This is a genomic window from Rahnella variigena (genome assembly GCF_003610915.1).
GTDB lineage: Bacteria > Pseudomonadota > Gammaproteobacteria > Enterobacterales > Enterobacteriaceae > Rahnella > Rahnella variigena.
Genome location: NZ_NSDJ01000001.1, coordinates 2,276,653 through 2,300,659, shown reverse-complemented (window position 1 = coordinate 2,300,659; position 24,007 = coordinate 2,276,653). Strand labels below are relative to the sequence as shown.

The 24,007-nt window shown below is 49.2% G+C and carries 30 protein-coding genes and 4 tRNA genes; 13 read left to right on the top strand and 21 right to left on the bottom strand.

The genetic code is table 11. The features are described from left to right. Positions 1 to 103: 103 nt before the first annotated feature. Positions 104 to 883 carry an IclR family transcriptional regulator gene (locus tag CKQ54_RS10710; protein ID WP_120160582.1) on the top strand — a complete coding sequence of 260 codons (780 nt, stop codon included), beginning with the start codon at positions 104 to 106 and terminating at the stop codon, positions 881 to 883. A gap of 29 nt (positions 884 to 912) precedes the next feature. After that, complete coding sequence (locus CKQ54_RS10705) at positions 913 to 1,359, top strand: universal stress protein (protein WP_120160581.1); 447 nt, start codon at positions 913 to 915, stop codon at positions 1,357 to 1,359. 134 nt (positions 1,360 to 1,493) lie between these two features. Here the strand turns inward: CKQ54_RS10705 and CKQ54_RS10700 are convergent, their stop codons facing one another. From CKQ54_RS10700 to CKQ54_RS25970, 3 genes are all read right to left on the bottom strand, one after another. Further along, positions 1,494 to 1,754 carry a hypothetical protein gene (locus CKQ54_RS10700; protein WP_120160579.1) on the bottom strand — a complete coding sequence of 87 codons (261 nt, stop codon included), beginning with the start codon at positions 1,752 to 1,754 and terminating at the stop codon, positions 1,494 to 1,496. A 422-nt stretch (positions 1,755 to 2,176) separates the two neighbouring features. Then, complete coding sequence (locus CKQ54_RS10695) at positions 2,177 to 2,518, bottom strand: DUF2502 domain-containing protein (RefSeq protein WP_120160577.1); 342 nt, start codon at positions 2,516 to 2,518, stop codon at positions 2,177 to 2,179. 251 nt (positions 2,519 to 2,769) lie between these two features. Continuing rightward, positions 2,770 to 2,901, bottom strand: a complete 132-nt coding sequence (locus CKQ54_RS25970; protein ID WP_013576285.1) for a hypothetical protein — start codon at positions 2,899 to 2,901, stop codon at positions 2,770 to 2,772. A 211-nt stretch (positions 2,902 to 3,112) separates the two neighbouring features. On the opposite strand from CKQ54_RS25970, the gene CKQ54_RS10690 reads away from it, so the two are divergent. Continuing rightward, entirely contained in the window at positions 3,113 to 3,325 is a 213-nt protein-coding gene (locus CKQ54_RS10690; protein WP_095921306.1) for a YccJ family protein, read from the top strand. 88 nt (positions 3,326 to 3,413) lie between these two features. Here CKQ54_RS10690 and CKQ54_RS10685 read toward each other — a convergent pair whose 3' ends face one another. The 3 genes from CKQ54_RS10685 to CKQ54_RS10675 all read right to left on the bottom strand — a co-directional run bounded on the left by CKQ54_RS10685 (position 3,414) and on the right by CKQ54_RS10675 (position 4,639). Next, the gene (locus CKQ54_RS10685; RefSeq protein ID WP_232829968.1) at positions 3,414 to 3,677 is read right to left on the bottom strand and encodes a hypothetical protein; all 264 of its coding nucleotides are present in this window, start codon (positions 3,675 to 3,677) and stop codon (positions 3,414 to 3,416) included. Positions 3,678 to 3,725: 48 nt separating this feature from the next. Then, complete coding sequence (locus tag CKQ54_RS10680; RefSeq protein ID WP_120160575.1) at positions 3,726 to 4,001, bottom strand: hypothetical protein; 276 nt, start codon at positions 3,999 to 4,001, stop codon at positions 3,726 to 3,728. 128 nt (positions 4,002 to 4,129) lie between these two features. After that, complete coding sequence (locus CKQ54_RS10675; RefSeq protein ID WP_120160573.1) at positions 4,130 to 4,639, bottom strand: YlaC family protein; 510 nt, start codon at positions 4,637 to 4,639, stop codon at positions 4,130 to 4,132. 176 nt (positions 4,640 to 4,815) lie between these two features. Between CKQ54_RS10675 and CKQ54_RS10670 the strand changes: the two genes are divergently transcribed. Next, positions 4,816 to 5,292, top strand: coding sequence for a GyrI-like domain-containing protein (locus CKQ54_RS10670; RefSeq protein WP_112291188.1), 477 nt, complete (start codon positions 4,816 to 4,818; stop codon positions 5,290 to 5,292). A gap of 4 nt (positions 5,293 to 5,296) precedes the next feature. Here CKQ54_RS10670 and deoR read toward each other — a convergent pair whose 3' ends face one another. Together deoR and CKQ54_RS10660 are read right to left on the bottom strand one after the other, a co-directional pair. Next, complete coding sequence (gene deoR, locus CKQ54_RS10665; RefSeq protein ID WP_120160571.1) at positions 5,297 to 6,061, bottom strand: DNA-binding transcriptional repressor DeoR; 765 nt, start codon at positions 6,059 to 6,061, stop codon at positions 5,297 to 5,299. Between the two features lie 85 nt (positions 6,062 to 6,146). After that, the gene (locus CKQ54_RS10660) at positions 6,147 to 6,806 is read right to left on the bottom strand and encodes a metallophosphoesterase (RefSeq protein ID WP_120160569.1); all 660 of its coding nucleotides are present in this window, start codon (positions 6,804 to 6,806) and stop codon (positions 6,147 to 6,149) included. Positions 6,807 to 7,051: 245 nt separating this feature from the next. Between CKQ54_RS10660 and CKQ54_RS10655 the strand changes: the two genes are divergently transcribed. Beyond that, positions 7,052 to 7,318 carry a hypothetical protein gene (locus tag CKQ54_RS10655; protein ID WP_112291193.1) on the top strand — a complete coding sequence of 89 codons (267 nt, stop codon included), beginning with the start codon at positions 7,052 to 7,054 and terminating at the stop codon, positions 7,316 to 7,318. A 323-nt stretch (positions 7,319 to 7,641) separates the two neighbouring features. Here CKQ54_RS10655 and CKQ54_RS10650 read toward each other — a convergent pair. From CKQ54_RS10650 to uvrY, 6 genes are all read right to left on the bottom strand, one after another. Beyond that, positions 7,642 to 7,727 (bottom strand) — tRNA-Leu (locus tag CKQ54_RS10650). An 11-nt stretch (positions 7,728 to 7,738) separates the two neighbouring features. Next, a tRNA-Cys gene (locus tag CKQ54_RS10645) sits at positions 7,739 to 7,812 on the bottom strand. 58 nt (positions 7,813 to 7,870) lie between these two features. Further along, positions 7,871 to 7,946: transfer RNA gene (locus CKQ54_RS10640), tRNA-Gly, on the bottom strand. Between the two features lie 147 nt (positions 7,947 to 8,093). Then, positions 8,094 to 8,642: a CDP-diacylglycerol--glycerol-3-phosphate 3-phosphatidyltransferase gene (pgsA, locus tag CKQ54_RS10635; protein ID WP_101077248.1), complete on the bottom strand. Its 549-nt coding sequence runs from the start codon at positions 8,640 to 8,642 to the stop codon at positions 8,094 to 8,096. 56 nt (positions 8,643 to 8,698) lie between these two features. Then, positions 8,699 to 10,534 carry an excinuclease ABC subunit UvrC gene (uvrC, locus tag CKQ54_RS10630; RefSeq protein WP_120160568.1) on the bottom strand — a complete coding sequence of 612 codons (1,836 nt, stop codon included), beginning with the start codon at positions 10,532 to 10,534 and terminating at the stop codon, positions 8,699 to 8,701. Further along, positions 10,527 to 11,183, bottom strand: a complete 657-nt coding sequence (gene uvrY / locus CKQ54_RS10625; RefSeq protein WP_013576296.1) for a UvrY/SirA/GacA family response regulator transcription factor — start codon at positions 11,181 to 11,183, stop codon at positions 10,527 to 10,529. The genes uvrC and uvrY overlap by 8 nt, the downstream gene beginning before the upstream one ends. Before the next feature lie 378 nt (positions 11,184 to 11,561). Here uvrY and CKQ54_RS10620 point away from each other — a divergent pair, with 378 nt between their 5' ends. The 4 genes from CKQ54_RS10620 (at position 11,562) to CKQ54_RS10610 (ending at position 13,254) form a co-directional block, all read left to right on the top strand. Further along, a complete protein-coding gene (locus CKQ54_RS10620; RefSeq protein WP_120160566.1) occupies positions 11,562 to 11,747 on the top strand; it encodes a hypothetical protein in 186 nt (61 codons plus the stop codon). 213 nt (positions 11,748 to 11,960) lie between these two features. Further along, the gene (locus CKQ54_RS10615; RefSeq protein ID WP_015697982.1) at positions 11,961 to 12,185 is read left to right on the top strand and encodes a DUF2594 family protein; all 225 of its coding nucleotides are present in this window, start codon (positions 11,961 to 11,963) and stop codon (positions 12,183 to 12,185) included. 130 nt (positions 12,186 to 12,315) lie between these two features. Beyond that, positions 12,316 to 12,489 carry a hypothetical protein gene (locus CKQ54_RS25490; protein WP_167459629.1) on the top strand — a complete coding sequence of 58 codons (174 nt, stop codon included), beginning with the start codon at positions 12,316 to 12,318 and terminating at the stop codon, positions 12,487 to 12,489. Positions 12,490 to 12,492: 3 nt separating this feature from the next. Then, the gene (locus CKQ54_RS10610) at positions 12,493 to 13,254 is read left to right on the top strand and encodes an AraC family transcriptional regulator (RefSeq protein ID WP_120160564.1); all 762 of its coding nucleotides are present in this window, start codon (positions 12,493 to 12,495) and stop codon (positions 13,252 to 13,254) included. Positions 13,255 to 13,276: 22 nt separating this feature from the next. Here CKQ54_RS10610 and leuA read toward each other — a convergent pair whose 3' ends face one another. Further along, entirely contained in the window at positions 13,277 to 14,947 is a 1,671-nt protein-coding gene (gene leuA, locus CKQ54_RS10605) for a 2-isopropylmalate synthase (protein ID WP_120160562.1), read from the bottom strand. Positions 14,948 to 15,139: 192 nt separating this feature from the next. Here leuA and CKQ54_RS10600 point away from each other — a divergent pair, with 192 nt between their 5' ends. Next, the gene (locus tag CKQ54_RS10600; RefSeq protein ID WP_120160561.1) at positions 15,140 to 16,906 is read left to right on the top strand and encodes a sensor domain-containing phosphodiesterase; all 1,767 of its coding nucleotides are present in this window, start codon (positions 15,140 to 15,142) and stop codon (positions 16,904 to 16,906) included. A gap of 56 nt (positions 16,907 to 16,962) precedes the next feature. Here CKQ54_RS10600 and CKQ54_RS10595 read toward each other — a convergent pair whose 3' ends face one another. Further along, positions 16,963 to 17,382, bottom strand: a complete 420-nt coding sequence (locus tag CKQ54_RS10595) for a hypothetical protein (protein ID WP_120160559.1) — start codon at positions 17,380 to 17,382, stop codon at positions 16,963 to 16,965. A gap of 227 nt (positions 17,383 to 17,609) precedes the next feature. On the opposite strand from CKQ54_RS10595, the gene CKQ54_RS10590 reads away from it, so the two are divergent. Continuing rightward, entirely contained in the window at positions 17,610 to 17,858 is a 249-nt protein-coding gene (locus CKQ54_RS10590) for a hypothetical protein (RefSeq protein ID WP_120134601.1), read from the top strand. Between the two features lie 283 nt (positions 17,859 to 18,141). On the opposite strand, the gene CKQ54_RS10585 is transcribed toward CKQ54_RS10590, so the two are convergent. Then, a tRNA-Lys gene (locus CKQ54_RS10585) sits at positions 18,142 to 18,217 on the bottom strand. Between the two features lie 371 nt (positions 18,218 to 18,588). On the opposite strand from CKQ54_RS10585, the gene cycA reads away from it, so the two are divergent. Next, complete coding sequence (gene cycA, locus CKQ54_RS10580; RefSeq protein WP_120160558.1) at positions 18,589 to 19,989, top strand: D-serine/D-alanine/glycine transporter; 1,401 nt, start codon at positions 18,589 to 18,591, stop codon at positions 19,987 to 19,989. Between the two features lie 157 nt (positions 19,990 to 20,146). Here cycA and CKQ54_RS10575 read toward each other — a convergent pair whose 3' ends face one another. Together CKQ54_RS10575 and CKQ54_RS10570 are read right to left on the bottom strand one after the other, a co-directional pair. Beyond that, positions 20,147 to 20,686: a hypothetical protein gene (locus CKQ54_RS10575; RefSeq protein ID WP_120160556.1), complete on the bottom strand. Its 540-nt coding sequence runs from the start codon at positions 20,684 to 20,686 to the stop codon at positions 20,147 to 20,149. Continuing rightward, positions 20,667 to 21,179 (bottom strand): DUF2778 domain-containing protein, encoded by a 513-nt coding sequence (locus CKQ54_RS10570; RefSeq protein WP_113878328.1) that lies wholly within the window; start codon positions 21,177 to 21,179, stop codon positions 20,667 to 20,669. Before CKQ54_RS10570 ends, CKQ54_RS10575 begins: the two co-directional genes overlap by 20 nt. Before the next feature lie 344 nt (positions 21,180 to 21,523). Here CKQ54_RS10570 and CKQ54_RS10565 point away from each other — a divergent pair, with 344 nt between their 5' ends. Continuing rightward, positions 21,524 to 22,009 carry an Hcp family type VI secretion system effector gene (locus CKQ54_RS10565; RefSeq protein WP_120160735.1) on the top strand — a complete coding sequence of 162 codons (486 nt, stop codon included), beginning with the start codon at positions 21,524 to 21,526 and terminating at the stop codon, positions 22,007 to 22,009. 192 nt (positions 22,010 to 22,201) lie between these two features. Here CKQ54_RS10565 and CKQ54_RS10560 read toward each other — a convergent pair whose 3' ends face one another. Continuing rightward, entirely contained in the window at positions 22,202 to 23,191 is a 990-nt protein-coding gene (locus CKQ54_RS10560) for a metal-dependent hydrolase (RefSeq protein ID WP_120160554.1), read from the bottom strand. Positions 23,192 to 23,201: 10 nt separating this feature from the next. Then, the gene (rutR, locus tag CKQ54_RS10555; protein WP_120160552.1) at positions 23,202 to 23,891 is read right to left on the bottom strand and encodes an HTH-type transcriptional regulator RutR; all 690 of its coding nucleotides are present in this window, start codon (positions 23,889 to 23,891) and stop codon (positions 23,202 to 23,204) included. Between the last annotated feature and the right edge of the window lie 116 nt (positions 23,892 to 24,007).

The following is a 24,007-nucleotide window of genomic DNA, read 5'->3' as shown; positions in this document are numbered from 1 at the left end:
AGTGTATTGCAATGTGATTAAAAATTGTTTTTCATCTGATGAGCTATTACATTGACCACTCAGGATCCAGATTGGGATCACCGGTGGGTGAAAAGGAAAAATGATGGCTCAGGACATTCCGGCAGACGAAGAACGCAGCAGTGGGATCCAGGTTATTTCGCGCGCAGCGACCATTCTCAATGCACTGGGAAAACACCCGCAGGGCATGAGTCTTGGCGCAATTGCCAATGAGGTAGACCTGCCCCGTTCGACCGTACAACGCATCGTCGCAGCGCTGGCCGAAGAAGGTTTAGTGCGCTCAGAAGGCAGCGGTGGCGTGCGTTTAGGCCCGACGCTGCTGAAACTGGTTTCCACCGTGCATACTGATGTGATTGCCATCGCCTCCCCTTTCCTGCGTCAGCTTTGCGATATCACGCAGGAAACTGTTTCACTTGGGCGTGCGAGTGGGCGCCAGATTGCCAATATTCACAGCATCGTGGCTGAGCGGGAATTACGCGTCGTTCCCCGGGTCGGTTTGAATCTGCCGATATACAGCACGTCCGGCGGCCGCGCCCTGCTGTCGCTGAAAACGGATGAAGAAATCCGCATTCTGGTGGGCGAGGTTCTGGAACCGGCAACCGAAAATACTGTACGCACATTTGATTCCCTGCTGGAAAGAGTTGCCGCTGTGCGTGAAAGCGGAATCGCGATGGAAGAAGGCGAAACGGTCAGCGGCGTCACCACCCTTGCCGTGGCAATAGATACCATTCTGGGGCGGTATTCCGTCTCCGTACTTTTCCCGACGGCCCGACGCGTAGCCAAAGAAGCACAAATCCGCGAAGCCTTGCTGGAGTGCAAAACCGCCCTGATTGGTGAAATCGGCAAGCTGGGAGAGAACAAATAACAGCGCTAAAAATGTATAAAGGAGTTCCCGTGTTTGATGTCATTTTGTTAGCTGTGGACGGATCAAAGCAGTCGCCTTTTGTCACAAATCTTGCCTGTCAGCTGGCTAAAGGCCAGCCTTCTACCGTTTATGTTACCTGTTGTATTGATGAGTCTTATGCTCTGGAAGACAACGGAGATGAACCAGGTGAAATTGTTGATTATCCGCCGGCAGAAGCAGAGCAAAACACCGCCCGGGCTGTCGTTGGTCAGGCCATGGCAACGCTAAAGCAGGCGGGTATCCGTGCCAAAGGTAATCTGATTGTCGGGCCTGCGGGTGAAGCGCTGGTGGCAGAGGCCGCAAGGATCAATGCTTCCGTGATTGTTATCGGCCACCGCCAGCTTTCCGCTTTTGGTCGCATGATGAAAGGCTCGGTCAGCGCCGACGTGATCGAAGGTTCGCCCTGCCCGGTGCTGGTTGAAGTCCGGGGCAATTAAGCCTGTAGTTATAAACCTATAGTTAGAAACCTGTAGTTAGAAACTTGTAATGATTAACTCATCGTTATAAAAGCAAAAAGCGCCAGACGGCGCTTTTCATTATTCACAAAGAAAATAAGTGCTTAGCAAAAGTATTACTTGGTATTTATCAGCCCCATCGATTTTGCCCATTCACTGATATGATCCCGGTAAAAGAAAGTGATATCCAGTTCCAGCGAGCTTTCTTTCGACGGGGTTACTGAGCCTAAACATGGATATTCCTGTGGCCGGTATTCAAAGAGAAAATCATCCATTTCCTCATCGGTCAGCAGTTTATCCCCCTCCATATCATCTTGATAAAAATAGGCATTCAGCATCCAGACCCGGTACTCATAATCATTTTTAATAAATTGCATAGGGATAATCTCGGTAAAAGACCTATTGCGTACCTGAAAAAATTCTCCCTAAAGTGCAGTTATCAAGTGCAGCTATGACATCAGGCACGCGTCGCGTTCGAGCCATCCATTGCTGATTTCATATAACAAGAAATTAACATATCAGTGGCCTTTGGCAAGCAGCAATTACTCTGAAAAATTCATTTCATGAACATTTAGTTATTAAATAGCAGGATTTTTAAATTAAATATAATTTAAACAAATAGATTAAATTTTATTATTAATGACGTGATTAATTCAGAAGAAACATTTCAATAAAAAGAGGAGAATTGCGAGAAGAAGTGAGAGGAACAGAACTGACATTGGGGATGCCTTCGCATCGCCACTGCCAACCCTGTTCCCTAAATTTGTTTTACTGCGTTAACCTGACTGTCTGATACCTGTTACCAGCGTCCCGGAGGCGGACCTTCGCGCCAGTGCCCCGGAGGACCATCGCGCCAGTAGCCTGGTGGAGGGCCTTCATGCCAGTGCTCGTGATGCCAGTAATGCGGCGGCGGCGGCGGAGCTGGCTCGTAATACACCCAGTGACCACGCCCTTCATCACGATAATGATGATCCCACCAGCCTGGCGGACGCCAGTCACCTCCATCCCAGTAGTACCCGCGGTTGTCACGATCGCCGATGTGCAGTGACAGGCCAGGCATATTAACTCCGAGCTCGACGTCTGCCTGTGCGATAGCTGGCAAAGTTAGCAAAACGGCGAGAACTAAAATCAATTTTTTCATTGAGAACCTCACGACCTGCTTATCAGGTGGTGACAAAGTACCGCCAGCTATCTTCCTGTTCTATAGGAATTTATCCCAAAAAAAATGCCTTAACGCTACCCTTACATTTGCGTCAAAACGCCACTGCGGATAACCGGTTGCAACGCTATGTCAGCAAAGGATATTCAGCAAAAAATCGGCAAAGAGAAAGAAATGACAGATACAAAAAAACCGCCGAAGCGGTTTTCTGTTTGCTGCATAGTTGTACAAAATCAGATTTTGCAACCTTCGCAGTCACTTTCGTCCTGAACGGCTTCAGGCACTTCCGCTGCTTTTTCAGCCGCTTTGACTTCAGCGGTTTCCAGTGCAGCATCAATGTCAAAATCAAAAATATCGTCGCTCATTCTCATCACCTTAATTGTTCGAAATCGGCCTAAGTATAACGACCCGCCTCGGTTGATGCCGGTTTTTTTGTGCCCTGAAGGCGTGCTTAAGGCTACAGACACGCCACAAAAACCCGCAGGATTTGCATAAACACCTTTCGGAAACCATAGTTATAGTGAATATAACGGTGTCACGGAGACACTTTTTGCTGAAAAATACGAGGAGAACCGGATGACGACGTCAAACATCAAAGCCTGGGCAAATACCCGTGAAACGTCTCACGAAATCGCTGAGGCTATTTTCGAACTGGCTAAAAACGACGAGAAGCTGGCGCAGAAAATTTGGGAAGAAGGAAACGATGAGGTTCTGCCTATCGCCTTCGCTAAAACCAAGGACGACTATCTGTTCTGGGGCGAAGAGAAAATCGACCGGAAAAACGTCTGATTACGTCAGGCCTATACTGGTAAGAGTATACCGGTAACAGGAAGCCCTGAGTCCCGCTCAGGGTTTTCGCATGAATATCCCACAGTCTTCAGCTGTCGAAACCAAATCCCATTTTATGCGCCCACTCAAAGATTTGCTCTTTGTAAAAGAAGCGCGGCTCACAGACGCCCGGCTCTCCCGGCGTCTGGATCATGACAGCTACACACGGATAAGCCACCGGGCGCGCATCAAAGATAAAGTCATCCACTTCCTGATCGGCAAACTCAGAGGTCTCGCCTACCGCACTCGCCTGGAATATTTCATCCATAATCCATTTACGGTATTCAAATTCATTGTTGATAAATTTCATCATGCACCTCTGTTCGGCTTTAACTCTACATGCGGACAGTGCCAGGTAAAATCAACCGTGTAAGGCATCACCGCCACAGCAGGGGCATACTTCGGCGCGGGAAACTGACATTTCAGCGCTGCCGTCGCTGTCCCATTCAACGCGTAAAGGTTTGCCATTATCACATTCAGCTTTAATGAAGCGATCAAAATGCGTCGCCTGCCCGGTCATCGTTTCAGTCAGCAGCAATTCGTCCCCGGCATAAATGCGTGCGGTCGCCTGAGCATCTTGTTTCTCGCCCGAAATGATTTTGTGCAGATGATGAATAGTCAGTTTGATACGTTCCACAGTCGCTCCTGTCACGGCTCAACATCTTTTTCGCTTGTCGGATTCATTCACGAAAATGATGCCCAGCCGCTATTTTATCAGAGCATGCAGGGTAACGTCATGGCCTGTGGCCATGTTTACACGCGGAATTAATGAGCTAACTGTGCTGTTCCGGTGGGATCCGGCAACTGTTGTTGTTCGAGACGAGCCAGATCGTACACATCGTAAAAATCGACAAAACCTTTATGGCTGACGATCGACTGAATGCGATTTTTGATCCGTGCGCTTACGCTGTCGGAACTGAGGATTTGTTGCACGGCATCCGAAGATAATTCTCGGCTGAAATACCATTCACCGTTGTAGCAGACGCGTAAGTCCAGCACGCCGATATCTTCATAGCGATAAACCGGTTTGATTTCCAGCAGTAACATTGCCGACATGAAGACCAGAAACGCGGTGAACCCGATGAACCAACCGATGCCCATGTAAGGTGAAACGTACATCACGATGCCCACAGCGATATACCCCACCAGCATGGCCAGACATAACCAGGGGTGATTCACAAAAAATTCTGCGTTAATGCGTGGTTTCCCGTCGCGCCCTTCCTGATGGTTGATACGATCAATTTCACTGTTTAATACACTTTTGATTACGTCCATCTCATTTCCTCATTGCGTCACGACTATAATGCAATCTGATAGGTGAATTTTATCATGACAACTGTTATAGCGCGTAGAGCAGTTGCCGGGAGTTAAACGGCAAACTGTTATAGTTTGGCATTTGCGTCATCCCAAAAGGAACCCACTCTCTGCATGTCAGATAAAAGGAGATCATCGTGGCATTACTAATCGTAGAAAGACCGGCGAAAAAGCTGGTGAGCTACCGGGTTGTTGGCCCTTATAAGGAGTCAATCCATCACGGCTTTCAGCACCTGACAAAATGGGTTGCACGGCACCATCAGCCGCAAAAAGAATGGCTGACGTGGTTTCACGATAACCCGGATACAACGCCTGCGGAAGCTTTGCGTGCTGATCCTTCGGTGTGCGTTGCGGATAACTTTATTCTTGATGATGCCGAAGGGTTGACGTTGCAAACGCTGCCCGGTGGCACTTATGCGGCATACCACACCACGATAACAGATGAGAATTTCGAGAAAGCCTGGCGTGAGTTTTACAGCCAGCTGCTCGCCAGCAGTCATTACCGTCCGGATGGTAAGGCCTGTTTTGAGCACTATCTCAGTGATGGCTCAAAAAATGGCATCTGGGAAGTGGTGCTGTATCAGTCGGTGGAGAAAATCCCGCCGATACGTTAGATGCTTAAACCAGCAACGGGATGTCAGACTGGTCGCAAAAATCGATATAAGCCTGTGGTGGCTCAGCGTCGCTGACCACCACATTAAAACGGGCAAGAGGTGCGATTGCAGCCGGTCGCACCTGATCGAACTTGCTGCTGTCAGCCACCAGAATGCTTTGCGCAGAACGTTCAATAGCCTGATGTTTCATCAGCAGCTCATCAAAGTTGAAGCACGTCACGCCATGCTCAATGCTCACACCGGCTGCGGAAATGAACGCTTTCGAGGGCCGGATAAAATCCAGTTCACTGCTGCGTCCTATCGGCGTGAAGATACTGTTGCTGGATTTGAACGCTCCGCCGCACAAAATAACCTCGCAGTGCGGTTTTTCCTGCAACGCCAGAAACGTATTCAGGGAATAGCAAATAGCGGTAAATACACAGTCTTCGGCAATTTTTTCAATCACATAAGGCATAGTCGTGCCGCAATCGAAAAATACAGTATCGTTATTCTGGATGAGGCTGGCAGCACGCGAAGCAAGTCGTCGCTTTTCTTCTATCTGCCGCATTTTCTGTTCACTGACAAAATAATGCGTGGCCGGGCTATTTTTGGGATCCATAACGATGTAACCGCCCAGCAAAATGACCGGAGCGGGGGCGGAATTCAGGTCACGGCGGATCGTCATTTCGGAAACATCGAGCAGCAACGACGCTTCTTTCAGATGAATTTTGTCGGTTTTTTTTAAAGCCAGTAACAGACGCTGGATCCTGTCTTCACGCTTACTTTCCATGATGTTATCTCACGCCCTTACCGTTTCGCAGCCGCTCACTATACCGTTGCCCGGCACTCACCGCAAACCCCTGCAACGCCTCAATTTATTGCAACTGACGCAGCGTCAGATAGCCGTCAAAAACCGCACCGGTATCAATGTAAAACTGATTAGCAAACTGCATCGCGGATTCCACCGGCGTATGGCCGAAATAGAACTCGTCAGCACCGGAAATGGGTTTGTAACGCCCTGCCAGAGCGAAGTTAACGCGATCCCGGTTCCAGATAATCTCATACCCATCCAGAGGCTTGCCGAAAACATAATCATCGGAAATATAATCTGCGTGAGCGACCACAATAAGCTTGCCTTCACGGGTGGTCAGTTCAAGAACGTGTGGCAACTTATCAGCCTGAAGAATAAGTGATTTTGCTTCCTCCTGTTTGTCGCCTTCCAGTGCATAAAACCAGTCGCCACCGTTGCGCAGCCAGCGGGGGATATTTTCTTCATTCACTGCATCAATAGCCATTTGTTCATGATTGCCCCGGACACAGGAAAACCAGGACTCATTCAACAGTCTCAGGCATCCCACACTGTCAGGCCCGCGGTCGGCGAGATCTCCGACTGACAGCAATAAATCCCGATGCGGGTCGAAAGCTACTCTCGCCAGCTGCTCTTCAAGCAGGCTCAGGCAGCCGTGTATATCCCCGACGATATAAATATGTCTGTAAACCGAACCATCGATACGCTGGTATAAAGCGGAAGTCATATGAAGCAAGGATCCATAGAAGAAGTGAATCTTTTAAGTGTAACGCAGGAAGGTGAAGTGAGAAGCAGGGAAGTGAAATGAACAGTATGAAGAAAACCGGCGGTCACTTTTCCCAAGGCATCAGCGGTTTGTGGGCTCTCTACACTGAGTTGGCGCTGAAATCCACTGATAATTAAATTATCGTTAAGTAACTGGCGCCTTTTTGTGCTAGACTACTGCCCGCTCTAAGTAAAACCGGAGGTTTTATGAGTTCCACAGTTGTAAGCGCTCAAGACGAGTGTCCGTTGTGCCAAAGCACTAATAAGACGTCGGTCAATATGTCCGCAAAAATTGTTACTGTGACCTGCACATCTTGTGGCCGGTACAGTATCTTCCGTAAAACCATGGAAGAGATCTCAATTGACCGTAAGAAACGCGTTGCCCTGCAGGCGTTTTTCACCAGCCAGCCTAACTACCACCTGCCTTTATCTATCAGGGCACTGAGCAATACTGAATCACCGGGTGAATTCTGACCCTAAAAACGCCCCTCGGGGCTGTTTTACTATCTGATTTTCTTCATTCTTTTTACCCATAACCAACATTCTGTTCAGAAATAAAACTCTGACTGCGGCTCTTTGCGCGAAGGATGTTATTGAAGAAACACTTAAGGCCCCCTGTTGCAGGTGGCCTTTTTTATTGCGCCGATTTTGTGGCAACAGATTTGTGGCAACAGAATGTGTTGTATCAGAGGGATGCAGCGGGAAGTGCCTGAATTGCAGACATAAAAAAACCACCCGAAGGTGGCTATAACGACATTACTACTATATTGCTTTTGATTATTCTTTGCATTTTCCCATGGTACCCGGGACGAGACTTGAACTCGTACAGCCTAAGGCCGAGGGATTTTAAATCCCTTGTGTCTACCGATTCCACCACCCGGGCTCCGGGAAAATTGGAGGCGCGTTCCGGAGTCGAACCGGACTAGGCGGATTTGCAATCCGCTACATAACCGCTTTGTTAACGCGCCTTAAATCTTATTACTTGTCTTGCACTTAAACCAATTCACGAACCAGTTTAATAAAATTTGGAGCGGGAAACGAGACTCGAACTCGCGACCCCGACCTTGGCAAGGTCGTGCTCTACCAACTGAGCTATTCCCGCTTTAATCAGAACGTACTGATTTTTTTAACTAATCTTCTGGCATAAGACCGGCTGCCTTCCGATGCGTTGCATTCTACTGACCTGACGGATTGAGTCAATAAAATTATCGCTTCTGGCGATCGTTTGACGTTTTTTACGTCAGTTTGATCAGGGTTCCAGCAAATCGTGGCGCGCAGCGTTGAGATATTGGAACATTGACCAGAAAGTCAGCACCGCAGCAATGTACAACGCCACGACACCCACGCCCACAACAATCGCATCCGGACGCCATAATAACGCGACCAGCGACAGCATTTGCGCTGTGGTTTTCACTTTACCAATCCACGATACCGCCACACTGCTGCGTTTACCAATTTCAGCCATCCATTCACGCAATGCTGAAATGATAATTTCACGGGCAATCATGGTCGCAGCAGGTAACGTAATCCACCAGGAGTGGAAATACTCCGCCACCAGCACCAGCGCAATCGCCACCATCACTTTGTCGGCGACGGGATCAAGAAACGCACCGAAGCGGGTCGTCTGCTTCAGACGACGTGCCAGATAACCATCAAACCAGTCAGTCGCGGCGGCAAAAACGAAGATCAACGCACAAGCCAGCGGTGCCCATGGATAAGGCAGGTAAAAGGCCAGCACGAAGAACGGTATCAGTACAACGCGAAACAGGGTAAGGCACGTAGGTATATTAAATTGCATAGCGAAGGTAACTGTTTGTCCGGTGTGGATATTATGAGTATGTTGCTACAACGCCCTTAGTGTTTCAACGCATTATGAATCTTTTCTGCCAATGCGATAGAAATACCCGGTACCTGTGCAATTTCCTCTACGCTGGCATTCAGTAATGGCTGAATGCCTCCCATGTATTTCAGTAAAACCTGACGCCGTTTCGGCCCGACGCCTTCGATTTCTTCCAGTGCGCTGGTGGTGCGGACTTTAGCGCGTCTCTGCCGGTGACCTGTAATGGCGTGATTATGTGAATCATCGCGAATATGCTGAATAACATGCAGAGCCGGAGAATCTGCCGGTAACGCAATCCCCTCGCCTTCTGGCACAAAGAACAGCGTTTCCAGTCCGGCTTTGCGATCCGCACCCTTGGCGATACCAATCAGCAACGGTTTGGATTTATCCCACTCCACATTCAGTGAATTGAACACATCCAGCGCCATGCCAAGCTGCCCTTTACCGCCATCGATAAAGATGACATCCGGGATTTTATTATCATCCAGCGCTTTACCATAGCGGCGCTGCAACACCTGTGCCATCGCAGCGTAGTCATCGCCGGGCGTAATACCGGTGATGTTATAGCGCCGGTATTCAGAACGCACCGGACCATTGCCATCGAAAACCACACAAGATGCGACCGTCTGCTCGCCCATAGTATGGCTGATGTCGAAGCATTCCATGCGGTTAATTTCAGCAAGGTGCAGGGTTTTTGCCAGCTCCGCCAGCCGCTGATGGATTGTCGACTGCTGCGCCAGCTTGGTCGTCAGGGCTGTTGAAGCATTGGTGCGCGCCAGTTTCAGATAACGTGCTCGATCGCCGCGCGGTTTACTCTGTATTTGCACTTTGCGCCCAGCCAGCTCGCTAAGCGATTCGGCCAGCAGATCTTTTTCCGCCAGACTGAAGTCCAGCAAGATTTCACCGGGAAGTGTCCGCTGCTGGCTGCCCTGCAGATAAAATTGCCCGACAAACGTTTGTACCACTTCACCAAGATCAGTACCGCCCGGCACTTTCGGATAATAGCTGCGGCTGCCCAGCACTTTGCCCTGCCGTATAAACAATACGTGCAGACAGGCCATACCGGATTCGAAGGCCACGCCGATGACATCCAGATCTTCACTGTTACCGGACACGAACTGACGTTCGGTTACGCGGCGCACGGCCTGGATCTGATCTCTTATCCGACCGGCATCTTCGAATCGAAGCGATTTGCTGGCTTCTTCCATGCGGTTAACAAGCTGGGTGACCACCTGCTGATCTTTACCGGACAAGAACAGGCGAACATAGTCCACCTGGTCTTTATAATCTTCTTCACTCACCAGTCCTTTGACGCACGGCCCCAGGCAACGACCAATCTGATATTGCAGACAAGGACGCGAGCGGTTGCTGTAAACACTGTTTTCGCACTGGCGGATCGGGAAAAGTTTTTGCAGCAACGCCAGGGTTTCACGCACGGCATAAGAGTTCGGGAAAGGCCCGAAATACTCGCCTTTGGCGTGTTTTGCACCGCGGTGGACCGTAATTCTTGGATGATTATCCGCGCTGAGGAAAATCAGCGGGTAAGACTTATCATCACGTAACAAGACGTTGTAACGTGGCTGATACAGCTTGATGTAGTTATGCTCGAGGAGCAGCGCTTCCGTTTCCGTATGCGTAACGGTGACATCGATTTGCGCAATATTTTTGACCAGAGTTTCTGTCTTGCGGCTGGAAACCTGGACACGGAAATAGCTCGAAAGACGTTTTTTAAGGTCTTTGGCTTTACCTACGTAGATTACGGTGCCGCTGGCGTCATACATCCTGTAGACGCCGGGCTGGCTGGTGACCGTTTTCAGAAAGGCCTTGGGGTCGAAACGCTCATCACTCACTGCCTGATAAAGTCTCCGTGTTGAACAAACCGTGTCGAATAGCCAAATGGGTTAACTCAACATCGCCGCTGATATTTAATTTACTAAACATCCTATAACGATAACTGTTAACGGTCTTCGGACTCAAGTTCAGTTGTTCTGAAATTTCATTCACTTTTTGTCCCTTGGTAATCATCAGCATGATTTGTAATTCACGCTCAGATAAGGAATCAAACGGTGTTTCAGACTGCGGTTCTATCTGGCTCAGTGCCATTTGCTGTGCAATATCAGACGCAATATAACGCTGACCAGAATCGACCAGACGAATCGCATTGACCACTTCCTGTGGTGCAGCACCTTTGCTCAGATAACCTGACGCCCCCGCCTGCATCACTTTGGCCGGCAACGGGTTTTCAGTATAAATCGTTAACATGATGATCTTGATATCCGGGGAGAAACGGACGATTTTTTTCGTCGCTTCCAGCCCACCAATACCTGGCATGTTCATATCCATCAGGACAATATCAACATCATTGGTACGACACCATTTGACGGCATCTTCACCGCATTGCGCCTCACCAACAACTTTGATGCCTTTGATATCTTCAAGAATGCGTCGGATCCCTGCGCGCACCAGTTCGTGGTCATCAACAAGAAGAACGCTAATCAAAGAGAATTCTCCAAAAAATAAGGGCAACACACCGTCAGGGTCTTCAGGCCAGTCTTACGTATTCCAACGCGGCGAACATTAATATTGTTCTCAGACAGCGTATAAATGAAGAGAAGGTGGCAATTAGAGGCCAGCATCAACTAACTCGTCCCACTGCATGTCAAGGCAGTGTTTTTAAATCAGGAAGACACAGTTATTTATTATAGCCCGCGTATTTTACTCTAACATGCCTTCCTGACCAAGGAGTGTCTGCAAAAAACTACTTTGCTGAATGTAAATGAGAAATGCCATCACCTGTATTAATAATTTATAAAAAAGTCTTTTTAATCAAGGCTCAACTGGCAGACTTTCTCCTGTCTTTTTTTCAGCAAAAAAATAATGCCAGCTGTCTTCTGGGGCTTAAAATCCATTGTTAGCAAGGCTGGCTATTTAACCGCCAGCAAACCTCATTCATATATATCTGATATGGCCGATGATTATTTGCGATCGCACGAATTGCTGATGGATTATATGAATAAATCTGCACGTGGAGATGAAATGTTCTCAACCGGCAATAATGTTTAGTATTCTTTACTCTGTGTACAAAAGCGCTATATGTTTATATCCAATTAACGCATTGCCAGCGCCGACACCGGCGATGCACTAAAACCTGCCAACTATGCTAAAATGCCGCCACTTTCCACCCGGCGCGAACGGGTGAGTTCATTTTTAGCCCCACTTTTCTGCCCTTTAGAATTCGGCGTGCTGCCTGGCAGCCAGCCTGAGGAGATATAAATAATGAGTAATTGCGATTTTACGACTGAAGCGAACGTTGAAACACTGGCGACCGAAGTTGCCTGCCTGAAAGCCACACTGACCCTGATCCTCAAAGCCATCGGTCAGGCTGATGCGGGTAAAGTCATGCTGAACATGGAGCGTTTTGTTGCGCAGATGGAAGACGAGCAACAGGCTGAAGTCTTCAAAAACTCCCTGCAACAAATTAAGTTCGCATACCGCCAGTAATGTATTCAGGAGTCTGTCGTCCGACAGGCTCTGCCTTTCCCCCGGTAATCCCCTTCACTTTCTGCCCCCATTTTCTGCTGCAACTTTCTGCTATAATCAGACCCTGAATTCATTTAACGAGGATCACAGCATGAGCGACGAAAAGAACAAAGAAAACAAAAGCAAAGCCGATGATGTCCATGTCAGTGACGGCCTGGGAGAACTGCTGGAAGTTTCGGAACAACTGACTGAAGAAGAAATTCAGAAAGCGGCAGAAGAAGCGAAACAAGCCGTTGCAGATGCCAAGAACCAAAAACATCATTGATCCATGCAGCACAATTTCCTTGCTCCTCACCAGTCGATAGCGCCCCTGGCTATCGATTACCAGCATGGCGACAGTGAGCCCGCGCACAGCCACAGCTGTTCACAACTGATTCATACTTTATCCGGCGTGGTGGAAGTGCATACCACGCTCGGAACCTGGATAGTGCCACCCGGACGCGGCGTCTGGTTGCCCGCTTACGTCGAGCACAGCCTGCGTTTTATCGGTGGCGTCAAAGCCCGCACCCTGTTTGTTGAGCCTCTGGCCCGTGCAGATTTGCCCGCACAATGTCAGGTGGTGCAAATCTCGCCCTTGCTGCGCGAACTAATCCTCACCTCGCTGACCGTGCCGGTCGATTACCTCCCCGGCGGTCGCGACGAACGCATTATGGAGCTTTTGCTTGACGAATTACGTCTGTTGCCGAGCTTACCGCTTCATCTTCCGGAACCGAAAGAGCCGGAGCTTCTGATACTGACTCAGCAGATCCGGGCAGACTTGTGTTCATCCTGGGAGCTGGAAGACGTCGCACAACGTCTGGGGATCAGCAGCCGCACCCTCTCGCGCCGTTTTCAGCGTGAAACAGGATTACGTTTTAGTGACTGGGTACGTCAGGCGAAATTACTCGAAGCACTGAATCAGCTGGCGGCTGGCGTGTCAGTGATTGATGTGGCGCTGGCACTCGGCTATGACAGCCCGAGTGCCTTTAGTGCGATGTTCCGCCGTTTACTGGGCGTTTCACCCAGCGAATACTTTAATCAAACAAACTAATCAGACAAGTTAATAAGCCATATTAATCTGCCATAATCGCGCTGGCTGCATTAAACAACGCCTGCAAAGACGCGCTGGAAACATCGCTGTCGATCCCCACGCCGTAACAGGTTTCCCCCGGACGCCCCTGACAGCTCAGATAGGCCACCGCACGGCTGTGACTCTGATGCCCCAGCGTATGCTCATGATAATCGCCGATCTCCAGTTGCACGTCGAAACTGCGACGCAATGCATCAGCTGCGCCGGAAAGCAGACCATTGCCGCTGCCAGTAATATGCTGTTCTTCATTGCGATAACGGATCCGCGCGCTGAAATGACAGACGTTTTGTTCATCACTGCGGATGTCATAACCCAGCAGTTTGATCGCCGGTTGTTCAGTTAAACCATAACGCTGGCGGAACAGACGCCAGATATCACTGGTGCTCATTTCTTTGCCATGCGTATCGGTCTCGCGCTGCACGGCTTTGCTGAAGTCAATCTGCAAGCCACGTGGCAATTTCAGACCGTGGTTTTGCTCAAGCAGCCACGCCGCCCCGCTTTTCCCTGACTGACTGTTGACGCGAATGACCGCTTCGTAGCTGCAACCGACATCGGCAGGATCCAGCGGCAGGTACGGCACGCGCCAGTACGGGCTATCTGAGGATTTCTGTGCCGCAAAACCTTTCTTGATAGCGTCCTGATGCGAACCGGAAAACGCTGTAAAGACCAGTTCCCCCGCATACGGATGGCGCGGATGCACCGGCAACTGATTGCACTCTTCCACCGCTTCCACAATGGCCTGCAAATTACTGAAATCCAGTTCAGGCGCGACACCTTGTGTATAAAGATTCAGCGCCAGCGTGACGAGATCCACGTTACCGGTACGTTCACCGTTTCCGAACAAACACCCTTCCACGCGATCTGCACCCGCCAGCATGGCCAGTTCGGCGCACGCCACACCGGTCCCGCGGTCATTGTGCGGATGCACGCTGATGGAGACCTGCTGGCGGCGGCTGAAATGACGGCAGAACCATTCAATCTGATCGGCATAAATATTCGGTGTACTGACTTCCACAGTGGCCGGTAAATTAATGATCATCGGTCTTTGCGCGCCCGGCTCCCAGACATCCGCCACGGCTTCACACACTTCCAGCGCAAACTCCAGTTCTGTAAAACAGAAAGTTTCCGGTGAATATTCGAACGTCCAGTCGGTTTGCGAATATTGTTCGCAAAGCTGGCGGATCTGCTGCGCGCCGCGCACGGCCAGTTCGCGGGTTGCAGCCTGGTCCTGATTGAAAACAACTTCGCGGAAAACCGGCGCGGTGGCGTTGTATAAATGCACGATAGCGCGTGGCACGTCTTTCAGAGCTTCAAAGGTGCGCGCAATCAGATCAGGACGCGATGGCGTCAGAACCTGGATCACCACGTCATCAGGGATCAGCTTGTCTTCAATCAGCCCGCGAACAAAATCAAAATCGGTTTGCGATGCCGACGGGAATGCGACTTCAATCTGCTTAAAACCACACTTGATCAGCAAATCGAAAAACTGACGTTTACGCGCATTATCCATGGGTTCCGCCAGCGCCTGATTACCGTCGCGCAAATCACTTGAGCACCATTGTGGTGCCGCACTGAGCACATTTCCCGGCCACTGCCGGTCAGGCAAATTGACCTGCGGGAAGGGGCGATATTTCTGCGACGGGTCGTTTAACATACGATTCTCCTTGAGGTTTAGAGGCAGCTGCGATGCGCCGGTAGGTTCATACTACGCAAACGATAACTTCCTGCGCCTGACTAACTGACAGCCACCCTCGCAAAACGGACAAAAGAAAATGATAAATGAATCAAAGTCACGCTATAGTGCATAACTAAACGCGTCCAGCTCGGCGATCAGAGGTCGTACAGAATGAAAAGGGTTCTGAATCCAAACGAAAATAAACGGCTTGCGGCGCTGCAAAAACTCAAGATTGCGGACAGCAACCCGGATGAAGTCCTTGATCTGATTACCCGTCTCACTCAGCAGATTTTTGATATTCCAATTTGCATCATTACTCTGGTTGACCAGCATCGTCAGTGGTTTAAATCTAAAACCAATACCGCGCTGTGTTATACCGCACGGGATATCGCCTTTTGCGATTACACTATTCGCTCTTCGTCGGTGATGGTGGTGAATGACGCTACTCTGGATCCCCGTTTTAACGAGAACCCGCTGGTCACTGGTGAAGAAGGGATGCGCTTTTACGCAGGTGCCCCGCTAATTACCCGTGAAGGTTTTGCCGTCGGCAGCTTATGCCTGGCAGATAAGAATCCCCGCGATTTTTCCGTTCAGGAAACAGAAATGCTCTCGGATCTGGCGGCGATTGTCATCGACATTATCGAATCCCGCAGCAGCATGAGTTTTGTTGATATCGTTACGCGATTGCCTAACCGCCAGCGTCTGATGGAAGACATCGCGCAACTGATCAAAGCGCCGGACAATACCGCTTATCTGCTGATAATGATCGACACGCTGGATACGCTCTACGCCTATGACATTGGCCGTGCCATTGGTATCCCAAAAGTCGAAAATATCCTCAAAGATATCGGCTCATTCCTGCGCAGTGAACTCAACGAAAATGACAAAGTGTACAGCCTGATGCTGGGTCGCTTTGCACTCATCAAGCGCATTGATGAGCAGGAAGAAATCTTCACTCAGCTGGAAAATGCGGCGACAAGAATTCAGAAAAGTATCACCAGCGACATTCCGATAAATGTCCGCCTGCATGCCGGTTATACGGTGTTTTCGCCAACCTCTGACTGCGCTGAAAACATCATGCGGCAGGGGATGTCCTCATTGCATGAAGCCATCAGCAAAAACCAGCTGGTGATGCCCTATCATCAGGAATCGGATGTTATCCAGCGGCGCGCCTTTAACCTGCTGAATGATCTGATGGCGACCGTTGCCTCCTGCAAAGATTTCCATCTGCTGTATCAGCCGAAAATTCGCCTGGCCGATAAAAAATTCCAGGGCGTTGAAGCGCTGATCCGCTGGCAGCATCCGACTCTCGGCGTGATTTCGCCGTCCGAATTTATTCCTCTGGCTGAAAAAACACCGCTGATTACTCCGCTGACCAACTGGGTGATCACCCAGGCCGTGATGCAAATTGCCGAATGGCAAAAACGCGGCGCACAAATTCAGGTATCGATTAACCTGACCGCCAATAATCTGGTAGAACAGGATCTGGTGCAGCGCATTCACAACGCGCTGATTCTGCATCAGGTATCGCCCTCGATGCTGGAAATCGAATGTCTGGAAACTCAGACGCTGGCGAATAATCCGCACGCCGTGGCCTCGCTGGATGCACTACGCAATATGGGGATCAGCATCGCGCTGGACGATTTCGGCTCCGGTTACAGTAATCTGAATTACCTGCAAAAGATCCCGGCTGATACGCTGAAACTGGACCAGTCACTGATTAAGGGCATCAGCAATGACAACAAAAGCAAAGTCATTGTGAAGTCGATGATAGAAATGGCGCATGCGCTCAGTTATCAGGTGGTGGCGGAAGGGGTTGAAGACAACGATACCCTGTTGTGTCTGGAAGAGCTTCAGTGCGATTCGGTGCAGGGTTTCTATTTCTCACGTCCGCTGAAGCACGATCAGATTCTTGAGTGGTCCAGGCCGTACATCTGAAAATGCAGACGAATGGCTGACAATAAAAAACCCGCTTTCGCGGGTTTTTTATTTTATTACTTATTAGTGCTGCCCTCAGGCCGGATATTGTAGGTTCCGAAGAAACTACGGTCGGTTTCCAGACTGATGTTTTTCCCGTTCGCATCGACCGTGATCGAGCCGGTGGTTTTGGTCAGCGCACAGGCAATCCGCACTTCAATCTTGCGCATACCGTTTGGCACATTCAAATCCACATATTGATTGAAATGCAGAGTGGCGATTGTCTTTCCGTCCAGAATCACCAGCAGCGGGCAGGTCTTCTCAAACGGCACCATTGAAGATTGTTCTAACCGATGCAAACGGATATGCGTTTGCCCTTCTGGCGCAACCGCGCTGGCATTGGCGTAGGTTGATTTAACCTGAAGCGTCGGTTCATAAGGATTACTCGCACACCCGGCTAAAAATAAAGCAGCCAAGGCCACCAGTGTTTTTTTCATCGTTATCTCCCTGAGTTTATGAACGAATGATAGCAGCGTGCGCGCAACGGGCAACAAAAAACCTGTACCGGCAACCGGTGAAGTGTCCGGACTTCTTAAAAGTCGTGCTGATTTGTGACATCCGTATAAAAAACCATCACCCGAATTGCTAATAGTTATCAGGTCGTATTTGATATTCTTAATCAGATTTATCCGATCAGATGTTCAACTCAGTGTCAGGAATGATTATGTACAGTTACACACTCATCGCTCCCGCAGGGATAGTTAAGGCATACGAAGACGAATTTCGTGAAAAAGGGATTGAGCTGCTGGTTGCCAAACAGAACCGTTCCGAAACGGTCGTTTTACGCAGCAGTCAGTTTTCTGAAGAACGTACTTTTATCACCCATGTTCATCTGCTGATTTTCAGCTTGTGCATGCGGGTGCAAAAACAGCTAAAGAATGGTAAGACTCCCAATACGACTATTATGTATTGATATACTCCTGCATCACCTCGCCCTAACATATTCTGGCCTCATTCAGGGGCCTGACTCCTCCATAATCATTCAGTCATTACAGCCGTTAAGGCTTGTGTGAATAATCCCAACTTGCTGGTTAATTTAAAAACAAAACTTCATCGATTTTTTTAAGAACAAAAACCTTCTGAGAACAAAAGGCGTTCTTTTATCTCTGGCTTATATTTTCTGGCGGAGAACGTATTACGTAATACTGAAAGAAGAATTAAAACTGCAGGAGATAATGCAAGGGCTTGCGAATTGTTGGTGGGTCGTGGCGGGTTCGAACCGCCGACCAATTGATTAAGAGTCAACTGCTCTACCGACTGAGCTAACGACCCAACGGGACGAATTATTCTCCTCTATCCTGATGATGTCAAACGCTTACCCTTACTTTTTTTACCGTCTTTCCGGTAAATATTTGTGAAGCTCATCACACCAAAAAAAGGTATTATTCTTCCCCTTCAGCTCACACCTGATTAATTAACACTCAGTTATCCACTATGTAAAAATTACGATACATTTACCCTGGCTGGCATTTTTCATGTCGGTTATAACATATTCGAAATTAACATTATTATTACAATCACTCACTCCGGCTGTCGTTCCAGCTGAGATGATATAAGAGCCTCAGAGCTCGAATAATTGCCGTAAATGAATGCGATATGGCGGAGTTCATACGCAGAAAACAAAAAACAGGAATCTATACAACATGCAAGAAGAGTCAAAAATCCTCGCCCGGCCGGAGGAAGAGAGCGCTGAAGGTCTGCGGCGAAATCTCTCCAACCGCCATATCCAGCTTATCGCCATCGGTGGCGCTATCGGTACCGGCCTGTTTATGGGCTCAGGCAAAACCATCAGCCTCGCCGGTCCGTCCATCATCTTCGTCTACATGATCATCGGCTTTATGCTGTTTTTCGTCATGCGTGCGATGGGCGAACTCTTACTGTCCAACCTCGAATACAAATCTTTCAGCGATTTTGCCGCCGACCTGCTGGGTCCGTGGGCCGGCTATTTCACCGGCTGGACCTACTGGTTCTGCTGGGTGGTGACCGGCATCGCAGATGTCGTGGCAATTACCGCCTACGCACAATTCTGGTTCCCCGGCCTCTCGCAATGGATCGCCTCCCTGCTCTGCGTTCTGGTGCTGCTCAGCCTGAATCTTGCCACGGTGAAAATGTTCGGTGAGATGGAATTCTGGTTTGCGATGATCAAAATCGTCGCCATTGTCGGGCTGATTATTGCCGGACTGGTGATGGTGCTGACACACTTCCAGACTCCAGCAGGCACCGTCGCCTCCTTCAGCAATCTATGGAATGACGGCGGATTCTTCCCGAAAGGCGTCAGCGGCTTCTTTGCCGGTTTCCAGATAGCAGTGTTCGCGTTTGTCGGAATCGAGCTGGTGGGCACTACTGCCGCCGAAACCAAAGATCCGCAGAAGTCCCTGCCGCGCGCGATTAATGCCATTCCGCTGCGCATCATCATGTTCTACGTTTTCTCGCTGATCATGATTATGTCCGTCACACCGTGGAGCCACGTAGTTGCGGATAAAAGCCCGTTCGTTGAACTGTTCGTGCTGGCCGGTCTCCCCGCGGCGGCGAGCATTATCAACTTTGTGGTGCTGACTTCGGCGGCCTCTTCCGCTAACAGCGGCGTGTTCTCCACCAGCCGCATGTTGTTTGGACTGGCACAGGAAGGCAATGCGCCGAAAGCGTTCGGTAAACTCTCTTCCCGCGCGGTGCCGTCAAACGGCCTGACCTTCTCCTGCATCTGCCTGCTCGGCGGTGTGGTGCTGATTTACCTGATCCCAAACGTGGTGACGGTCTTCACGCTGGTCACGACCGTTTCGGCGATTCTGTTTATGTTCGTCTGGACCATCATTCTTTGCTCTTATCTGGTCTATCGCCGTCAACGCCCTCAACTGCACGAAGCATCCATCTACAAAATGCCACTCGGTAAACTGATGTGCTGGGTCTGTATGGCATTCTTTGCCTTCGTTCTGGTGCTGCTGACCTTACAGGATGACACCCGTCAGGCGCTTCTCGTCACGCCGTTGTGGTTTGTGGTGCTGGGGATTGGTTACTGGTTGCGCTGCCGCAGCCGCAAAGTCTGAATGATTGATATAAGACGGGATTGAAAGAAGAGCCACCTGGCTAATGCCCGTCACTTAAACACGTTTATGAATACAAATTCATTTCTGTGCTTCTAAGTAACGAAGGAATCAGACTTGTAGTGCTGTTTGCTTCATTGAAGGCCCGAATTCACGGGCCTCATTTCCTTAAATGACTGGCATCAGACTCAGGCCTCTTTTTCCTCATAAACCTACGCAACATATAAACGAACAAACCATAACTCGTCAGTGTAAGAAAGGTTGTAATTGCAAATACCAATGCAGGACCATATTCCGCGTCAGGCGAGACAAATCGGTCATAATCGATGCAACAAAGGAACAGCGCGAAAAGGCCAATCACTGAAACCACCTTCAAAATTCTGAGTGCTATCCCTTTCGCTATACTCGCAATGTGCTGAGAACCCCCCTTCCCTACTAAACTTTTTATTTGAATTAAATTCATACCCACAGAATACACAACAATTGCCACGATAATATTGATAACCAGAACTGCATAGTCAGAGATGGCATAAACATCTTCTGGCGTAGGATTATTATTGAAAAACCTAGCAATCAGAAATGCTGTATTTTCATTTAATATTGCTGTATCACCATAGATAAAAAAGTAAATTTTCGAACTGATAAAGAATAGAGTCAGGAACCCCAAAACCCGCAGTCCTTTAAGGACATATGCTGCCATTGGCGATCACCTCAATTGTTCCATATGCCATTAAGTGCTTCATACAGGGGACTTCTACCATGGTTGTCCGCAATAAAGCGTCTCTCAGCATTGCGAAATCACACTGATGAGCCAGTGTGATACATCCTTCAGATATTTGCCCAGGGTGCAACCTGAAACCGCCGCGTCCCACGCCTTCAATCATAGTCCCATCATCTGTTAACATATCGTCTCGATATAAAGCAAACCATTCACTGTGGTCAACGTGATAATAGAATGTGCTTTTATAAGTATCCACGCCCCAGGCTCTTATTCTATTTTTGATACTACCCTTTGGCCTTTCAACAATGTAATAATTTCCTGCGGGAAGAGGGCCGCTGCCAGCAACTCTTCCGCAGCCCCCACGATTTCGATAGGCACCCTCGCCAGAAAACGCCAGGAATGTACCCACGCCCGGGAAAGTCAAAGGAGAATAATCCGCATTATTGATCACAAACTTCCCTTGCAAAGCCATTATATTCATCCAATAATTTCACTTAGCTGGCAATATTACATCCCTAAAAAGATAAATAGTAGGAGTTTCGTGCATAGACATTTCGCAAGACGCATTCTGCCGATTGAGCAACTTACTTAATTAATTTAACTGTTCACTGAATACACCCTGCGGCGTATACAGCGCATCTCTTGTAAAGGATGTGCAACCACTCATTAAATATCCCTCCCCTATTGGGCACCACTAATCACGCTTGGATCTCAATAATAAACTTCTTAAAATTCTGCTTTTACTACCCAATTAATTGCCGGCGAAAATATACAGGTATAAGGTAGCACCTCATTCATTAAAATGGATTTATGAAAATGCCTATTCCAGCTTACATGTGGATTTATGATGATGGTGGTGCTGCGATTAAAGGTTCTGTAGACGTGAATGGCCGAGAGGGTAGCATTGAGATCCTCGGATTTAACCACGGATTGAATATTCCTGTTGATACCCGTAGCGGAAATATTACAGGCACCCGGTCTCATTCACCGATGATGTTTGAAAAGGAGTTCGATTCGTCGAGTCCATATCTTTATAAGGCTGTCGCTAAAGGACAGACCTTGAAGTCTGCTGAGATACGCTGGTATCGAATCAATGATGCAGGCCAAGAGGAGGTTTATTTTATTATGACAATTGAAGGCGTCAAAATTACCGGCGTGAATCCAGGCATGCCAAACGCTAAAATTGCCGGAAATTCACAGATTAATCACATGGAATCAGTGTCGATGATGTATAACAAGATTACATGGCATTACGTAGATGGGAATGTAAAGTACACCGATGAATGGAATGACCGTTCATAAAAAAATGGGGTTCAAGCCTGATGCCAACCGTTTAATTAAGCCATTTATGAATACAAATTCATTTCTGTGCTTCTAAGTAACGAAGGAATCAGACTTGTAGTACTGTTTGCTTCATTGAAGGCCCGAATTCACGGGCCTCATTTCCATAAGTGACTGGTATCCGCCACACGGCTCCTTTCACTTTATTGCGGATTACTCCACTTCAAGCGCCTGCCAGAACTGATCCAGCATTTTTCTGGCGGACGGTCTGGCGGATGCCACTTTCACCGGCAGTTCTGGCGGCATACCGGGTTTCATTTCGCCGAGATCAAACACAAAGGTGTAATCCGGTTCCTGTCCCATGCGTAAATCGCTGACCAGAATGTGGCCGCCCTGCTCTTTTACGCTGAAGAAACCGTGGCTGAACCAGGCGACGCGCGCCAGAAACGCATTATCTTTATGCGCCTCGTATAACGCTTCGCCGCGCGGATAAAAGCGAAAACGGATCGGTGAATCCGGATGCAACAGCGAGGTGAATCCTTCGCCGTAGCTGTCCTTATTCATCACCACCACGCGCCATACCAGTGAATTGAGCGGCGTCGGCGTGACCAGCACCTGCGTGCTTTCGATATTCTGGCGTTGTAATTCCTCGCCAACATGCCGCGTCACCTGGTGTTGCTCGAAAGCGGTACAGGCCAGATACAGACAACTCACCCCCAGCAGCACGTTATTCCACGTGATCCCGCGCTGTTGCTCGCGGTACAGCGCCAGCCCGACGCCGATGATCAGCGGTAAGGTATACAGCGGATCGACGATGAAAATGCTGCCGACCGCAAACGGATAGTTTGTGAAAGGTAATCCGAGCTGCGTACCGTAAACGGTCATTAAGTCCAGCAGCGGATGGGTGATCAGCGCCAGCCAGACCGCGCCCCACCAGTGTTTGAAATGCCGCCCGCCGCTGAGCAGTTTTGCCATCAGCCAGGCCAGCAGCGGTGAAATCAACGTCAGATACAACAGCGCATGAGTTTCAGTGCGGTGCATCGTCATATTACTGATGGCGTCACCGTGATCGTAAAACACATCCAGATCGGGCAACGTACCGCAGACTGCACCGGCCAGCGCGGATTTCCACACCGGCGCGCGTTTGCCCATCACCGCGATACCGACCGCCGCGCCCAATACAAACTGAGAAACCGAATCCATCCTGACCTCTTTAAGCCCGAAGCTGAATGCCTTCGGTAATAATGTGCTGCACGTTATTCACCGTCTGTTCAAAAAACTCAGGATCGCTGAGCGTTTTACCGGTGATAGCCTCAACCTGTACGCCAAAGTCCGCATAATGCTGGGTGGTTGCCCACAGCATAAAAATCAGCTGCATCGGATCAACCGGTGCGATCAGCTCATCTTTGATCCAGCCGCGAATAACATCCGATTTATCTTCCACCAGCGTTTTCAGGCTGCCGCCCAGTTCCTGTTTCAGTAACGGCGCGCCCTGCACCATCTCCAGACAAAACAGCCGCGATGCCTGCGGATGGTCACGGGATACACACAGTTTCAGGCGGATATATTCGCGTATCGCTTCCAGCGGATGCTGATCAGACTGCAATGCTTTTAGCGGCGCCAGCCAGATATCCAGCAGCCCTTTCAGTACCGCAATATACAAATCTTCTTTTGACGGGAAGTAATACAGCAGGTTGGTTTTGGACACATCGGCGCGCTCGGCAACCTGATCCAGACTGGTGCCATGAATGCCGTACAACGAAAAGAATTCCAGCGCTGCCGCCATGATATTGCCACGCTTGGCAGCGACCGCCCGCGAGCGACGCGTCGGGGTTTTCGCCGCCGTATGACGGGATTTTTTCTCTCCGGCGGCAGGCTGCGGAGGTTCGACCAATGGCTTCACAACGTCTCCCTGAGACAAACAGCAAGGCTGAAATCATAGCAAATGGCGCTACAGGCGACTATCGCTATGCACCCCGATGATGGAAGTAACACTGACAACATTAATACGTAACCACT

Excerpts from the sequence above, each read along its gene's own strand:
- CKQ54_RS10620 (WP_120160566.1), top strand. The coding sequence starts at position 11,562 with ATGCCAGCTGTCTTCTGGGGCTTAAAATCCATTGTTAGCAAGGCTGGC.
- leuA (WP_120160562.1), bottom strand. The coding sequence starts at position 14,947 with ATGTTAAACGACCCGTCGCAGAAATATCGCCCCTTCCCGCAGGTCAAT.
- CKQ54_RS10565 (WP_120160735.1), top strand. The coding sequence starts at position 21,524 with ATGCCTATTCCAGCTTACATGTGGATTTATGATGATGGTGGTGCTGCG.
- CKQ54_RS10700 (WP_120160579.1), bottom strand. The coding sequence starts at position 1,754 with ATGCAATTTATTAAAAATGATTATGAGTACCGGGTCTGGATGCTGAAT.
- CKQ54_RS25970 (WP_013576285.1), bottom strand. The coding sequence starts at position 2,901 with ATGAGCGACGATATTTTTGATTTTGACATTGATGCTGCACTGGAAACC.
- cycA (WP_120160558.1), top strand. The coding sequence starts at position 18,589 with ATGCAAGAAGAGTCAAAAATCCTCGCCCGGCCGGAGGAAGAGAGCGCT.
- pgsA (WP_101077248.1), bottom strand. The coding sequence starts at position 8,642 with ATGCAATTTAATATACCTACGTGCCTTACCCTGTTTCGCGTTGTACTG.
- CKQ54_RS10560 (WP_120160554.1), bottom strand. The coding sequence starts at position 23,191 with ATGGATTCGGTTTCTCAGTTTGTATTGGGCGCGGCGGTCGGTATCGCG.
- CKQ54_RS10610 (WP_120160564.1), top strand. The coding sequence starts at position 12,493 with ATGCAGCACAATTTCCTTGCTCCTCACCAGTCGATAGCGCCCCTGGCT.
- CKQ54_RS10710 (WP_120160582.1), top strand. The coding sequence starts at position 104 with ATGGCTCAGGACATTCCGGCAGACGAAGAACGCAGCAGTGGGATCCAG.
- CKQ54_RS10675 (WP_120160573.1), bottom strand. The coding sequence starts at position 4,639 with ATGGACGTAATCAAAAGTGTATTAAACAGTGAAATTGATCGTATCAAC.
- CKQ54_RS10590 (WP_120134601.1), top strand. The coding sequence starts at position 17,610 with ATGTACAGTTACACACTCATCGCTCCCGCAGGGATAGTTAAGGCATAC.
- deoR (WP_120160571.1), bottom strand. The coding sequence starts at position 6,061 with ATGGAAAGTAAGCGTGAAGACAGGATCCAGCGTCTGTTACTGGCTTTA.
- CKQ54_RS10690 (WP_095921306.1), top strand. The coding sequence starts at position 3,113 with ATGACGACGTCAAACATCAAAGCCTGGGCAAATACCCGTGAAACGTCT.
- CKQ54_RS10575 (WP_120160556.1), bottom strand. The coding sequence starts at position 20,686 with ATGGCAGCATATGTCCTTAAAGGACTGCGGGTTTTGGGGTTCCTGACT.
- CKQ54_RS10600 (WP_120160561.1), top strand. The coding sequence starts at position 15,140 with ATGAAAAGGGTTCTGAATCCAAACGAAAATAAACGGCTTGCGGCGCTG.
- CKQ54_RS10570 (WP_113878328.1), bottom strand. The coding sequence starts at position 21,179 with ATGGCTTTGCAAGGGAAGTTTGTGATCAATAATGCGGATTATTCTCCT.
- CKQ54_RS25490 (WP_167459629.1), top strand. The coding sequence starts at position 12,316 with ATGAGCGACGAAAAGAACAAAGAAAACAAAAGCAAAGCCGATGATGTC.
- CKQ54_RS10695 (WP_120160577.1), bottom strand. The coding sequence starts at position 2,518 with ATGAAAAAATTGATTTTAGTTCTCGCCGTTTTGCTAACTTTGCCAGCT.
- CKQ54_RS10595 (WP_120160559.1), bottom strand. The coding sequence starts at position 17,382 with ATGAAAAAAACACTGGTGGCCTTGGCTGCTTTATTTTTAGCCGGGTGT.
- CKQ54_RS10615 (WP_015697982.1), top strand. The coding sequence starts at position 11,961 with ATGAGTAATTGCGATTTTACGACTGAAGCGAACGTTGAAACACTGGCG.
- CKQ54_RS10660 (WP_120160569.1), bottom strand. The coding sequence starts at position 6,806 with ATGACTTCCGCTTTATACCAGCGTATCGATGGTTCGGTTTACAGACAT.
- CKQ54_RS10685 (WP_232829968.1), bottom strand. The coding sequence starts at position 3,677 with ATGATGAAATTTATCAACAATGAATTTGAATACCGTAAATGGATTATG.
- CKQ54_RS10655 (WP_112291193.1), top strand. The coding sequence starts at position 7,052 with ATGAGTTCCACAGTTGTAAGCGCTCAAGACGAGTGTCCGTTGTGCCAA.